Genomic DNA, 11,992 nt, shown 5'->3' on the forward strand with positions numbered 1-11,992 from the left:
TCCGGCATCACGGGAGAGTGGGGCGAAGACATGGCCGCTGCAAGGCAGCAGCGCGGCTTTTCGCCCTACGCTGCCGATAGTCGAATGTTTTGGCACCTCCGAGCAGCGGAGGCTGCCTCGGGGGGGCGTGCTGCAACGAAAAACGCCCGGACTGAGCCGGGCGTTGTCCAAGTCGAGAAGATGGTTCTGCGATCAGGCGATGGTCTTGCCGAAGGCGACAGCGGTGTCGCCCATGCGGTTGGAGAAGCCCCACTCATTGTCGTACCAGGCCAGCACCGAAACGAAATTGCCGTCCATGACCTTCGTCTGGTCGAGCGCCACGATCGAGGAGTGCGGATCGTGGTTGAAGTCGATAGAAACATTGGGATGACGAGTGACGGCAAGGATGTCCTTCAGCTTGCCGTTCGAAGCGGCGATTACCGCGTCGTTGATTTCCTGGACGGTGGTCGACCGCTTGGCGATGAACTTGAAATCGACCAGCGAGACGTTCGGGGTCGGCACGCGGATGGAGATGCCGTCGAGCTTGCCCTTGAGCTCGGGCAGTACCAGGCCGATGGCCTTGGCGGCACCGGTCGAGGTCGGAATCTGCGAAAGCGCGGCGGCGCGGGCGCGGTAGAGGTCCTTGTGCATGGTGTCCAGCGTCGGCTGGTCGCCAGTATAGGAGTGGATCGTCGTCATCATGCCCTTCTCGATGCCGACGGCCTCATTCAGCACGGCCGCCAGCGGCGCCAAGCAGTTGGTGGTGCAGGAGGCGTTCGAGATGACGATGTGGTCCTTGGTCAGCTTGTCGTGATTGATGCCATAGACGACGGTCAGGTCGGCCCCCTCCGCCGGAGCGGAGACGAGAACGCGCTTGGCACCGGCGGTCAGATGGGCGGCGGCCTTGTCGCGGGCGGTGAAGATGCCGGTGCATTCGAGCGCGATGTCGATGCCGAGTTCCTTCCACGGCAGTTGCGTCGGATCCTTGATCGCGGTGACCTTGAATTTTTCCTTGCCGACGATGATCTGATCGCCGTCAACCGTCACCTCATGCGGAAAGCGGCCATGCACGCTGTCGAAGCGCAGCAGATGCGCGTTGGTCTCGACCGGGCCGAGATCGTTGACGGCGACGACGTCGATATCCTTGCGGCCGGATTCGTGGATGGCGCGCAGGATGTTGCGGCCGATGCGGCCGAATCCATTGATGGCAACTCTGACGGTCATTGTTCTCTCCCTGGGAGTTGGGGGCCGAAGATCAAGTCCGCAGCTTCATAACGGCGGACGGGCAAAGAATCCAGCCGCCGAGGCTCGGATTTAAATCGATTAGTGCTCCGCCGGCCGGCAAAACCGCTATGCCAGCCTTTGCGGATCGGGGCTTAATTTCATTTGCCGTGCAGACGGGCTTCCGCCGCCTTCACCGTTGCTTCGGCGGTGATGCCGAAATGCGGATAGAGCTGTTCGATCGTGCCGGAGGCGCCGAAGCCGGTCATACCGATAAAGATGCCTTCGGTGCCGATGAAATAATCCCAGCCCTGACGGATGCCGGCTTCGATGGCAATCTTGAGCGGCGCATTGCCGATCATCCTGCTGCGATAGTCGGCGCTCTGCTTGTCGAACAATTCGAAGCACGGCACCGAGACGACGCGGGTAGCATGGCCGTGCTTTTCCAGCGCCTCGCGCGCGGCCAGGGCGATCTCGACCTCGGAGCCCGAAGCGAAGATTGTCACCGCCGCCTCGCCACTTGCGGCGGCAAGTTCATAGGCGCCGCGGCTGGAGAGGTTTTCCGCAACGAAGTCGTTGCGTACCGTCGGCAGGTTCTGCCGGGTCAGCGCCAAAGTCGAAGGCGTCTTTTCCGATTCAATGGCCAGCTGCCAGCATTCCGCGGTTTCCACCGCGTCGGCCGGGCGGAAGACATTGTGGTTCGGGATGGCGCGAAGTGCTGCCAGATGCTCGACCGGCTGATGGGTCGGGCCGTCTTCGCCAAGGCCGATGGAATCATGGGTCATGACGAAGATCGAGCGGATGCCCATCAACGAGGCAAGCCGCATCGCCGGACGGGCATAATCGGAAAAGCACATGAAGGTGCCGCCATAGGCGACAATGCCGCCATGCAGCGTCAGCCCGTTGAGCGCGGCCGCCATGCCGTGCTCGCGAATGCCGTAGTGGACATAGCGCTGGCCGTAATCGTCGGCAGTGATGTTCTTGGTCTGGCTGGTCTTGGTGTTGTTGGAGCCGGTCAAATCGGCCGAGCCGCCGATGGTTTCGGGCACGGCGCCGTTGATGACCTCCAGCGCCATTTCCGACGATTTGCGGGTGGCGACCTTCGGCTTGTCGGCGGCGAGCTTCTTCTTGTAATCGCCAATGACAGCATCGAAGTTGGCCGGCAGCGTGCCACCGATGCGGCGTTCGAATTCGCCGCGCAATTTGGTGTCGGCCTTGGCAAGGCGGCTTTCCCAGTCGGTGCGCGCCTTGACGCCGGCCCGGCCGGCGGTACGCCATGCGTCGAGGATATCGGCCGGAACCTCGAACGGCGGATAATCCCAGCCGAAGAATTTTCTGGCGCCGGCGATTTCCTCGGCGCCGAGCGGCGAGCCATGCGCCTTGTTGGTACCGGCCTTGGTCGGCGCGCCGAAGCCGATCGTCGTCTTGCAGGCAATCATCGTCGGCTTGTCGGAGTGGCGGGCCGCTTCAATGGCATAGGCGATCGCTTCCGGGTCCTGGCCGTCGATATGGCTGGCGTTCCAGCCGGACGCCTGGAAGCGGGCGACCTGATCGGTGTTGTCGGCCAGCGACACCGGGCCGTCGATGGAGATGTTGTTGTTGTCCCAGAAGACGATCAGCTTGTTCAGCTTCAGATGTCCGGCAAGCGCGATGGCTTCCTGGGACACGCCTTCCATCAGGCAGCCGTCACCGGCCAGCACATAGGTGTAGTGGTCGACGAGATCGTTGCCGAAAGCGGCATTCATGATGCGCTCGCCGAGCGCGAAACCGACCGAATTGGCAAGGCCCTGGCCGAGTGGGCCCGTCGTCGTCTCGATGCCGGCGGCATGGCCGTATTCCGGGTGGCCCGCGGTCCTCGACCCCAATTGGCGGAACTGCTTGATCTGGTCGATGGTGATGTCTTCGTAGCCGGTCAGATAGAGCAGCGAGTAAAGCAGCATCGAGCCGTGGCCGGCCGACAGGATAAAGCGGTCGCGATCCGGCCAATGCGGGTTCTTCGGATCGTATTTGAGAAAGCGGGTGAACAGCACGGTGGCGATGTCGGCACAGCCCATGGGCAGCCCGGGGTGGCCGGAGTTTGCCTTCTCGACGGCGTCCATGGCGAGAAAACGGATCGCATTGGCCATCCGGTCATGTTGTTCGCGCGAGGTCATGCTTCCTCCAAAATGGGGGTTTGGGCCTTGGGAAAGCCCTTGAAAAGGGTGCGCGACACATAGCAGGCGCGGCCTTTTAGTCAACAAATCGGTGTGCTTTTGCCGGTCTTGTGATGGCCATGCACCACTTACATTAGCGTTAGCAGGGGACAGTCGCGATCGCTTTATTGACGTGCGGTTCACACGGCGCGTAATGTTTCAGGGATAACGCGTTCTGAACGTGGATGATTCGGTGATGGGCAGGGCGCAGGACGAAAGCCATGACCGGGGAAACGACCCTCAAGGAAGTCATTGCCAGGCTGGGTAAGGCCATCGAAGGGCTGGAAAACGCCGTCGCGGCCAAGCTCGAGCACGAGCGGGACTATTCGGAAGCCGAGGCCGAAGTGCAGCGGATGAACGCCGACCGCTCGCGGCTGGCGCAGGAACTCGACAATTCCGAGGCCCGCGCCGAACGGCTGGAAGATGCCAACAAGGAAGTGTCGCGAAGGCTGGTGACAGCCATGGAGACCATCCGCGCGGTACTGGACAGGTAGGCCAATGGCACAAGTCACGGTTTCCATCGACGGCAAGCAGTATCGGATGGCCTGCGACGAGGGCCAGGAAGAGCATCTGATCGATCTTGCCGAGCGCTTCGACCGCTATGTCTCGCATCTGAAGGATTCTTTTGGCGAGATCGGCGACCAGAGGCTGACCGTGATGGCCGGCATCATGGTCATGGACGAGCTTTCAGAACTGCAAAAGCGGGTCAAGGGCATGGAAAGCGAAGTGCTGACGCTGCGCAAGACGCGCGACGACGCACTGACCAAGGCCGACAAGAACGATTCCGTGCTGACCGGGGCGCTCGGCGCGTTGGCCCAGCGCATGGAAGACCTGACGACGACGTTAGCAGTGAGCAAGGCCTGAGCCAGCGCAGCGAAAATTCCTGCTGCATTTGCCGAGAAGCAATGAAAATATTTCGCCGCCGGCCTCGATGCCGGCGCAACAGCCGTTTGAAGGATGACGCCGGAGTGGTAGAAAGGCAAAAGCAGCGCCGGTCAACGCCGGCTGCGATCTGCACTCACAAGGTAGGGACATGTCATGAGCCTCCGCATCAACGATATCGCGCCGGACTTCACCGCTGAGACCACGCAAGGACCGATCAGCTTCCATGAATGGATCGGCGACGGCTGGGCGGTATTGTTCAGCCATCCGAAGAACTTTACGCCGGTTTGCACAACCGAACTCGGCACGATGGCCGGGCTCGAAGGCGAGTTCAGGAAGCGCAACGTTAAGATCATCGGCATCTCGGTCGATCCCGTCGAAAGCCATGGAAAGTGGCAGAACGACATCAAGACGGCGACCGGCCATTCGGTGAACTACCCGCTGATCGGCGACAAGGATCTCAAGGTCGCCAAGCTTTACGAGATGCTGCCGGCGGGTGCCGGCGAGAGCTCGGAGGGCCGCACGCCCGCCGACAATGCCACGGTGCGTTCGGTCTACGTCATCGGGCCCGACAAGAAGATCAAGCTGGTCCTCACCTATCCGATGACGACGGGCCGCAACTTCGACGAAATCCTGCGCGCCATCGATTCCATGCAACTGACCGCCAAGCACCAGGTGGCGACGCCGGCGAACTGGAAGCAGGGCGAGGACGTCATCATCACCGCTGCTGTCTCGAATGAGGATGCCATCAAGCGCTTCGGCGCCTACGAGACAATCCTGCCATATCTCAGGAAAACCAAGCAGCCTTCCGCCTGAGCAGGCAGAGGCGGCACGGAGAAATTTTTGGTTTTCCTAGCCGTGTGAGCACGGGGTGCTTGACGACGCCTGGTTGACGGACAACCATGCCTTTCATTTGCCGTGGCTGAGAAAATCATTCCTGCCACGGTGAGAGATCAAGGGGGCTGGGATTGGACGCATTATCGGCCAGGTCGCAGGTCACCGGCTTCTATGACAAGCCGAGCGGGTCCGTCCAGTATGTGGTCGCCGACATGGCGACCCGCAAATGCGCCATTATCGATCCGGTGCTCGACTTCGACGAAAGGTCCGGTGCAACGGCAACGAAAAACGCCGACGCCTTGCTCGACTTCGTCAGGGAAAGCGGGCTGGAGGTCGAGTGGATCCTCGACACGCATCCGCATGCCGACCATTTGTCCGCCGCCCATTATCTGAGGGGGAGAACCGGAGCGCCGACGGCAATCGGCGAGAGGATCATCGACGTCCAGAAATTGTGGAAGGTGATCTACAACTGGCCGGAATTCCCCGCCGACGGTTCGCAATGGGACAGGCTGTTCGCCGACGGCGCGACTTTTTCGGTCGGCGGCCTTCCGGCAAGAGTGCTGTTTTCGCCGGGCCACACACTGGCCTCGATTACTTACGTCATCGGCGACGCCGCCTTCATCCACGACACGCTGTTCATGCCGGACAGCGGCACCGCAAGGGCAGACTTTCCCGGCGGCAGCGCCGAGCGGCTCTGGCGTTCGATCGAGGACATCCTGGCACTGCCGGACGAGACACGTCTGTTCGTCGGTCACGACTACCAGCCGGGTGACCGCGAAGCGCGCTGGGAAAGCACGGTCGCGGAACAGAAAGCCGGCAACATCCATGTTGCCGGCTGCAAGACGGAAGCCGACTTCGTCGCGCTCCGCCAAGCCCGCGACAGGACGTTGCCGATGCCGCGGCTGATCCTGCACGCGCTGCAGGTCAATATGAATGGCGGACGCCTGCCGGAACCGGAATCCAACGGGCGGCGCTATCTGAAATTTCCGCTCGATTGCCTCTGAGGAGATGGGTCGCTGGCACTACAAATGCCATTTCAAACTCGGCGCCCGCTCATCGTTCCGAGATGGTCATCTAAGTTATTGATTAAGTTATTGATTAAGTTATTGATCCTGATTCGATTTTTGCGATGTGCGAATCCGATAGGTCGCCATACGGGAGAAGGTGGCGGCAGCCGGATGAGGAGCGGCGCAGACGCCAGCTAAGTGTTTAGTCCAGCGTCAGGGTTTTGTTCGGCGGGCTAAATGTTCATACGTGATTTGCCAAGGATCGCTCTCGGAAGATCTTTCCTCGCCAATCCAATGGAAGCTGTTGGCAGTGATCTCAGTGAAACGCCATCGAGTTTTCAGACCGCGCGAGTCATTGCCGAGCTGGACAATGTCCTTACCCTCGGCCCGGCCGATCTGGCGCGAGTGATCCCGGTTGAGCGGGTCGTTCCATATGATATGCCAGCCATCGATCCCAGGATCGAAGATGCGCAAGGTTGTGCCATACATCGTCGACGGCGCAGGGCGCTTGGGCCTGATCCAAACGTCCTGAATCGCGCGGCCTTCGAGCACCCAGCCAAAATGGCATTCGCCATCCCATTTCTGGATTGTCCCGTCATCGAGGTAGTGGACCGTGTCCATTTCCCAGCTTCCAATTAGCCATCCATACAGGTCCATGTCTTTCGCTCGGTCGGCTGGGGGACCTTCGGATCCGAGAGCGGTCAGAAACGGAGAAATCGTCATCGTCATATCGCCTTTCGTTTCCGAACAGACGAGTTCAACTGCCCGGCGCGGCCCCGGCGGCCCGTTGTCGCCCGCCTGCCGCAAGCGCCGCCTTGTGGAATTTTGCGACGGAAGCCCGTGTCGGCGCCGGAACATTGCCGCCACAGCTTGCAGCGTTGCGGTTTCCAGAGCTTGGGGAAAATTGCGATAATGCCGCTATCGATGGGATCGTCTGCGGACACGATGGCGAGGCTACTGAGCAGTTTATGGCAGTGGATCGGACATCCGCGAAGGCGCCGCGGAACTGGCAACCTTCTAAAATAACGGCGGCGCCAGTTACCTGACGCCGCCGTTATTTGTTTCTACCGGCCGTTATTTGTTTCTATCGGAAGGCTTTACGCCGCCGGCTGCGCCTCGATGGTGCGCAGCGCCTGCATCTGGCGCTTGGCTGCGGCCTTGACCGCGTCCTGCACCTTCTCGAAGGCGCGCACCTCGATCTGGCGCACGCGCTCGCGGCTGATATCGAACTCGGCCGACAGCTCTTCCAGCGTCAACGGCTCATCGGCGAGGCGGCGCGCCTCGAAGATGCGGCGTTCGCGGTCGTTGAGCACGGCAAGAGCGCCCGACAGCATGCCGCGCCGGTTTTCCAGCTCGTCCTGCTCGATCAGCATCTCTTCCTGGCTTTCGTGATCGTCGACCAGCCAGTCCTGCCATTCGCCGGATTCGCCTTCGCTGGCCCGGATGGGCGCATTGAGCGAGGCATCGCCCGACAGACGGCGGTTCATCGACACGACTTCCGCTTCCGAGACGTTCAGCCGGGTGGCGATCTCGGTAATCTGGTCGGGCTTCAAATCGCCTTCGTCGAGCGCCTGGATCTTGCCCTTCACCTTGCGCAGGTTGAAGAACAGGCGCTTCTGGTTGGCGGTGGTGCCCATCTTGACCAGGCTCCACGAGCGCAGGATGTATTCCTGGATCGAGGCCTTGATCCACCACATCGCATAGGTGGCGAGACGGAAGCCGCGCTCCGGTTCGAATTTCTTGACGGCCTGCATCAGGCCGACATTGCCTTCCGAGATCACCTCGCCGATCGGCAGGCCGTAGCCGCGATAGCCCATGGCGATCTTGGCGACGAGCCGAAGGTGGCTGGTGACGAGCTTGTGCGCAGCCGTGGTGTCCTCATGCTCGGCGTAGCGCTTGGCGAGCATGTACTCTTCCTGCGGCTGAAGCATCGGAAAACGGCGGATTTCTTCCAGGTAGCGGCTGAGGCCGCCTTCGCCGGAAACGATACTGGGTAGTGACTGGGCCATGATAGCGCCCCCTCTCTATTGGAGTGATGCCCCCGAAACGCGGCAGGCATGTGGCGCGAATGCCAAAGGCACATTCGCGCCAACCGACATATATAGGAACAAAACCAGAAAGACAGGCATTTGTTCAACACGAAACAGTGTGTCACGCTGAAGTGAACAACGCCGGTCAGGTTTTCAGGTGGTTGGTTCAAAGCTTGCGGAAGCCGTCGACGAGTTCCTCCATCTCCCACGGTATCGGTGCTTCGAACCTCATCGTTAAATGGGTATCCGGATGCCGAAATGCAAGGAGGCGGGCGTGCAAAGCTTGTCGCGGAAATGCTTTCACTTTGCTGGTTAGCGGCTCAGGCAACCGGTTGGCCTTGGTGCGGAAAGCCTGGCCGTATTCGGGGTCGCCAATCACCGGATGGCCGATATGGGCCATGTGGACGCGTATCTGGTGGGTGCGACCGGTTTCCAGCCGGCATTCGACCAGGCTCGCCGTGGCGAATTCCTGCTGCTGCTCGCCAAAGCGCTCAATGACGGTGAAATGCGTTATGGCGTGGCGGGCATCGTCGCGGCCTTGCGGCACCACGGCGCGGCGTACCCGGTCGGCGGCGCGGCCAAGCGGCGCGTCGACCATCCCCGTCGGCCTTGCCGGTATGCCCCAGACCAACGCCAGATAGGCGCGCTCGAGATCGCCGGTCAGGCCGTGGTCGGCAAAGGCCTCCGACAACGCCTTGTGGGCGCGATCGGTCTTGGCGACGACCATGACGCCACTGGTCTCCTTGTCGAGGCGATGGACGATGCCCGGCCGTCTCACCCCGCCGATGCCCGACAGGCTGTTGCCGCAATGATGGATCAGCGCGTTGACCAGCGTGCCGGTCCAGTTGCCGGCGCCGGGATGCACGACCAACCCGGCCGGCTTGTTGATGACGATCAGCTCGCTGTCCTCGTAGAGGACATCCAGCGCAATATCTTCGCCTTGCGGCTCCGCCGGTTCCGGCTCCGGCATGTCGACCGACACGCTGTCACCTTGTGCCATCTTGCGCTTCGTCTCGCTGGCTGGCCTGCCGCCGATCCTGACCGCGCCCTGCTTTATCAGCATCTGCACCCGGCTGCGCGACATGTCGGGGCCGAGCCTGGCCGCCAGCCATTGGTCGAGCCGTTGGCCGGCCGCATCGGCGCCGGCCTCCAGCACGATCTGTCTGGCCCCTATTAATTGTCTGACCTCTTCGTTATGAGCGCTCATCGAAAACAGTTCCGGAATCTGCTGCCATGGCCCGGCCGCTTGCCGACGAAGACGAGGAAAAGCCGCTCGACCCCGAGGTCGAAAAGGTGCGGAGGAAGCTCGTCCGCTTCGTCGCCATCAATCTCGGCCTGCTGTTCCTCGCCCTTATGGTGGTGATCGCGGCGCTTGTCTACAAAGCGCGCAATGCACCGCCTGTCAGCCCTCCGCTGAGCAGCGACATCCAGGTGCCGATCGGCGAACCGGTCAATGGCGACATCGTGCTGCCGGTCGGCGCCAGGGTGGTCAGTCAATCGCTCTCCGGCAATCGCCTGTCGATCGACGCCGAGCTGGCAGACGGCAGCCGCGCCATCTTCGTCTATGACATCACCGAACGACGCATCGTCGGCCGTTTTTCGATCAGGAACAAATGACCGGTTTTGCCGAACACCGCAGCATTGCCACGGTCGCGCTCGTCGTCGCAAATTATGACGAGGCGATCGCCTGGTATGTCGACCGGCTGGGTTTTGTCCTCACCGAAGATGTCGATCTCGGCGGCGGCAAACGCTGGGTCACGATCACGCCAGGCAACGGGCAGGGGGCGCGGCTGCTTCTGGCCGAAGCATCCGGCGATGCGCAAAGGCACGCCGTCGGCAACCAGACCGGCGGGCGGGTTTTTTTGTTCCTCGAAACCGACGAGTTTGCCCGTGACTATGCGCTGATGTTCCAAAAGGGCGTCGAGTTCCGCGAGGCGCCGCGCCATGAAGCCTATGGCACGGTCGCGGTTTTCGCCGATCTCCATGGAAATCTCTGGGACCTGATCGAGCCAAAACGCTAGGCTTGCAGCGGATATTTCACCGGCGCGACAGGCAGCCTTAAGCCTAGTTGCTTTTTCCCAGCCGTCAGCCTATATCGCCGGTTCTTGAACGCGCCCATCGTCTAGCGGTCAGGACACCGCCCTCTCACGGCGGGAACAGGGGTTCGATTCCCCTTGGGCGTACCAATCGTTTCAACTACTTAGCGGGCCGGCAGGTAAAACCGTCAAATAACGGTCAAATAAGCCATTCGTAGGATCCATTTTTGAGGTGCCTAGAGCGCCGTGAGCCGCGCCGCTTGGCAAGCAGTTGAGCAAAACCGTTGAGCAAGGATGGGGACCATCACTATGTGCCGCAGTTTCACCTCCGGCGGTGGGCCGACACTGCTGGCTATGTGACACAATGGGGCAGAATCAAGCACAATGGAAAACTGACTAGAAAGGGGGTAGCTCCTGCTGCCACCGGATACGTCCCAGGTCTTTACGCTTTGGAGCACGTCCCCGCGGACAAGGTCCACCTTGTGGAAGAACGGGTTTTCGGTTTCGTAGACGACAAAGCAGCACCCATCCTCGAGAAGATGGTCGTTCGAGGGGCAAAATCGCTCTCCATTGAAGAACGATACTGGTGGGCGATCTATCTGAACGCGGCGCTGCTGCGTGTCCCTCATGTTGTCGCGTCGATATCAAAGCGCATTGAAGAGATGCAGCAAAAAATACTTTCGGAACCCGATGCAGACTTCGACGCTGCAAAAGGGTCCGCACCCGAACGAAACCTACTCGAATGGGCTCAGAATCACGCACCTAGTGCATTGGCCAATTCTGGCATGGAAACCTTGTCCAAGATGATCGGCGAGAGCCGGCCAATTGAGCGCCTGCTTTCCTTCTGGTGGACAGTACGCGACGTCAGCAATTCAAGTCGGCCTCTCATGCTCGGCGACGACCCACTTGAACGCATTGGAGACCTCTACCGTCCGAAATGTCTCATAAATCTCCCCATCTCCCCTGGTCACGCCTTTTTCGCAACAAACGCGCGGTCAATCGCAGAAAACATCGCTAAGATGCCCGATAGGCGCGTGGTAGACGCCACGAACATCTCCACCATCTCCACAGCGAAGAAATTTGTGTATGGCGACGCAGAGCCCAGCTTCGTCGATCGTTACCTAACAAGAACGGAGTCGTCCTCACACTTGGTCTAACTCCCTTCGCGGGGAGGCGGCAAACCGTTGAGGGGCGCTTGCGCGCCCGGCAGAGCTGCGTCACTTTCAGCCGAAAGGCAGCGAGGAAGGAGACCCGATGGCCGCAACGAAAGACCAGTGGAAGGCTTTCCGCGAAGAACTTAGCCAGCAGCTCGAAGAGGAGCGCCGGTTCATCACCAATGCCGAAGCAGGGAAAACGGGCATTTGGACTGTTCAGCCAGGCAAGGGAAAAGTCGATACCACGGCTGCTCATGTTGAGATATCGAGGCGCGCAGTCCAGGCTCTTGAGGGGGTAATTGCCAAGATCGATCAGGACCATCTGGCAGAATAACTCTTGCGGTCGAATTAGGAATATGGTCCTCATTTGCGCCGGTGCGGCGATCCACTTAACGGAGATCGCAAAATGGCCAGAACCAAACCATCCAAGCAACTTGCACAGGCCGAGATCGACCGCTTCATGGCGGCTGCGGAAGAGCTTGAGGCCGTAGCGTTGGAAGTACGCTAAACAACAGCAAGACGTCGTTGGCAACTTAGTACAGATTGAAACAGGTAAGATGCGGTTTTCGGAGGAATTGATGCATTACACACTCCATGCTGCGCCAGGCTCTTGCTCTTTTGCACCTCACATCGTCATGGAGGAGATTGGAAGGC

Annotated in this window: 13 protein-coding genes and 1 tRNA gene; 9 read left to right on the plus strand and 5 right to left on the minus strand. The window is 60.5% G+C overall.

What is annotated here, in order from left to right; genetic code table 11:
- Window positions 1-192: 192 nt before the first annotated feature.
- Window positions 193-1,203, minus strand: a complete 1,011-nt coding sequence (gene gap / locus NKH05_RS04805) for a type I glyceraldehyde-3-phosphate dehydrogenase (RefSeq protein ID WP_023720961.1) — start codon at window positions 1,201-1,203, stop codon at window positions 193-195.
- A gap of 158 nt (window positions 1,204-1,361) precedes the next feature.
- A complete protein-coding gene (tkt, locus tag NKH05_RS04810; protein ID WP_352480874.1) occupies window positions 1,362-3,353 on the minus strand; it encodes a transketolase in 1,992 nt (663 codons plus the stop codon).
- A gap of 260 nt (window positions 3,354-3,613) precedes the next feature.
- Between tkt and NKH05_RS04815 the strand changes: the two genes are divergently transcribed.
- The 4 genes from NKH05_RS04815 to NKH05_RS04830 all read left to right on the plus strand — a co-directional run bounded on the left by NKH05_RS04815 (window position 3,614) and on the right by NKH05_RS04830 (window position 6,115).
- Window positions 3,614-3,886 carry a DUF4164 domain-containing protein gene (locus NKH05_RS04815; RefSeq protein WP_006200774.1) on the plus strand — a complete coding sequence of 91 codons (273 nt, stop codon included), beginning with the start codon at window positions 3,614-3,616 and terminating at the stop codon, window positions 3,884-3,886.
- 4 nt (window positions 3,887-3,890) lie between these two features.
- Window positions 3,891-4,256: a cell division protein ZapA gene (locus tag NKH05_RS04820; protein ID WP_023720959.1), complete on the plus strand. Its 366-nt coding sequence runs from the start codon at window positions 3,891-3,893 to the stop codon at window positions 4,254-4,256.
- Between the two features lie 174 nt (window positions 4,257-4,430).
- Window positions 4,431-5,090: a peroxiredoxin gene (locus NKH05_RS04825; protein WP_023720958.1), complete on the plus strand. Its 660-nt coding sequence runs from the start codon at window positions 4,431-4,433 to the stop codon at window positions 5,088-5,090.
- Between the two features lie 152 nt (window positions 5,091-5,242).
- On the plus strand, window positions 5,243-6,115 hold the full coding sequence (locus NKH05_RS04830; protein ID WP_352480873.1) for an MBL fold metallo-hydrolase: 873 nt from the start codon (window positions 5,243-5,245) through the stop codon (window positions 6,113-6,115).
- A gap of 216 nt (window positions 6,116-6,331) precedes the next feature.
- Here the strand turns inward: NKH05_RS04830 and NKH05_RS04835 are convergent, their stop codons facing one another.
- The 3 genes from NKH05_RS04835 to NKH05_RS04845 form a co-directional block, all read right to left on the minus strand.
- Window positions 6,332-6,847, minus strand: a complete 516-nt coding sequence (locus NKH05_RS04835; protein WP_352480872.1) for a hypothetical protein — start codon at window positions 6,845-6,847, stop codon at window positions 6,332-6,334.
- A 368-nt stretch (window positions 6,848-7,215) separates the two neighbouring features.
- On the minus strand, window positions 7,216-8,127 hold the full coding sequence (gene rpoH / locus NKH05_RS04840; protein ID WP_023720954.1) for an RNA polymerase sigma factor RpoH: 912 nt from the start codon (window positions 8,125-8,127) through the stop codon (window positions 7,216-7,218).
- Between the two features lie 187 nt (window positions 8,128-8,314).
- Window positions 8,315-9,355: an RluA family pseudouridine synthase gene (locus tag NKH05_RS04845; RefSeq protein WP_352961784.1), complete on the minus strand. Its 1,041-nt coding sequence runs from the start codon at window positions 9,353-9,355 to the stop codon at window positions 8,315-8,317.
- 26 nt (window positions 9,356-9,381) lie between these two features.
- Between NKH05_RS04845 and NKH05_RS04850 the strand changes: the two genes are divergently transcribed.
- The 5 genes from NKH05_RS04850 (at window position 9,382) to NKH05_RS04870 (ending at window position 11,672) form a co-directional block, all read left to right on the plus strand.
- The gene (locus NKH05_RS04850) at window positions 9,382-9,765 is read left to right on the plus strand and encodes a fimbrial protein (protein ID WP_352480870.1); all 384 of its coding nucleotides are present in this window, start codon (window positions 9,382-9,384) and stop codon (window positions 9,763-9,765) included.
- On the plus strand, window positions 9,762-10,169 hold the full coding sequence (locus NKH05_RS04855) for a VOC family protein (RefSeq protein ID WP_353025080.1): 408 nt from the start codon (window positions 9,762-9,764) through the stop codon (window positions 10,167-10,169). Before NKH05_RS04850 ends, NKH05_RS04855 begins: the two co-directional genes overlap by 4 nt.
- 90 nt (window positions 10,170-10,259) lie before the next feature.
- Window positions 10,260-10,334 (plus strand) — tRNA-Glu (locus NKH05_RS04860).
- Between the two features lie 161 nt (window positions 10,335-10,495).
- Entirely contained in the window at window positions 10,496-11,341 is an 846-nt protein-coding gene (locus NKH05_RS04865) for a DUF4238 domain-containing protein (protein ID WP_352588427.1), read from the plus strand.
- Between the two features lie 97 nt (window positions 11,342-11,438).
- On the plus strand, window positions 11,439-11,672 hold the full coding sequence (locus NKH05_RS04870) for a hypothetical protein (protein WP_352494188.1): 234 nt from the start codon (window positions 11,439-11,441) through the stop codon (window positions 11,670-11,672).
- The last annotated feature ends 320 nt before the right edge of the window (window positions 11,673-11,992 follow it).

It is taken from the genome of Mesorhizobium sp. M1399, assembly GCF_040317735.1.
In the GTDB taxonomy this organism is placed as follows: domain Bacteria; phylum Pseudomonadota; class Alphaproteobacteria; order Rhizobiales; family Rhizobiaceae; genus Mesorhizobium.

What these genes read in the sequence shown, in the direction of transcription:
- gap (WP_023720961.1), bottom strand. Translation starts at nt 1,203, where the DNA reads ATGACCGTCAGAGTTGCCATCAATGGATTCGGCCGCATCGGCCGCAAC.
- tkt (WP_352480874.1), bottom strand. Translation starts at nt 3,353, where the DNA reads ATGACCTCGCGCGAACAACATGACCGGATGGCCAATGCGATCCGTTTT.
- NKH05_RS04815 (WP_006200774.1), top strand. Translation starts at nt 3,614, where the DNA reads ATGACCGGGGAAACGACCCTCAAGGAAGTCATTGCCAGGCTGGGTAAG.
- NKH05_RS04820 (WP_023720959.1), top strand. Translation starts at nt 3,891, where the DNA reads ATGGCACAAGTCACGGTTTCCATCGACGGCAAGCAGTATCGGATGGCC.
- NKH05_RS04825 (WP_023720958.1), top strand. Translation starts at nt 4,431, where the DNA reads ATGAGCCTCCGCATCAACGATATCGCGCCGGACTTCACCGCTGAGACC.
- NKH05_RS04835 (WP_352480872.1), bottom strand. Translation starts at nt 6,847, where the DNA reads ATGACGATGACGATTTCTCCGTTTCTGACCGCTCTCGGATCCGAAGGT.
- rpoH (WP_023720954.1), bottom strand. Translation starts at nt 8,127, where the DNA reads ATGGCCCAGTCACTACCCAGTATCGTTTCCGGCGAAGGCGGCCTCAGC.
- NKH05_RS04845 (WP_352961784.1), bottom strand. Translation starts at nt 9,355, where the DNA reads ATGAGCGCTCATAACGAAGAGGTCAGACAATTAATAGGGGCCAGACAG.
- NKH05_RS04850 (WP_352480870.1), top strand. Translation starts at nt 9,382, where the DNA reads ATGGCCCGGCCGCTTGCCGACGAAGACGAGGAAAAGCCGCTCGACCCC.
- NKH05_RS04855 (WP_353025080.1), top strand. Translation starts at nt 9,762, where the DNA reads ATGACCGGTTTTGCCGAACACCGCAGCATTGCCACGGTCGCGCTCGTC.
- NKH05_RS04870 (WP_352494188.1), top strand. Translation starts at nt 11,439, where the DNA reads ATGGCCGCAACGAAAGACCAGTGGAAGGCTTTCCGCGAAGAACTTAGC.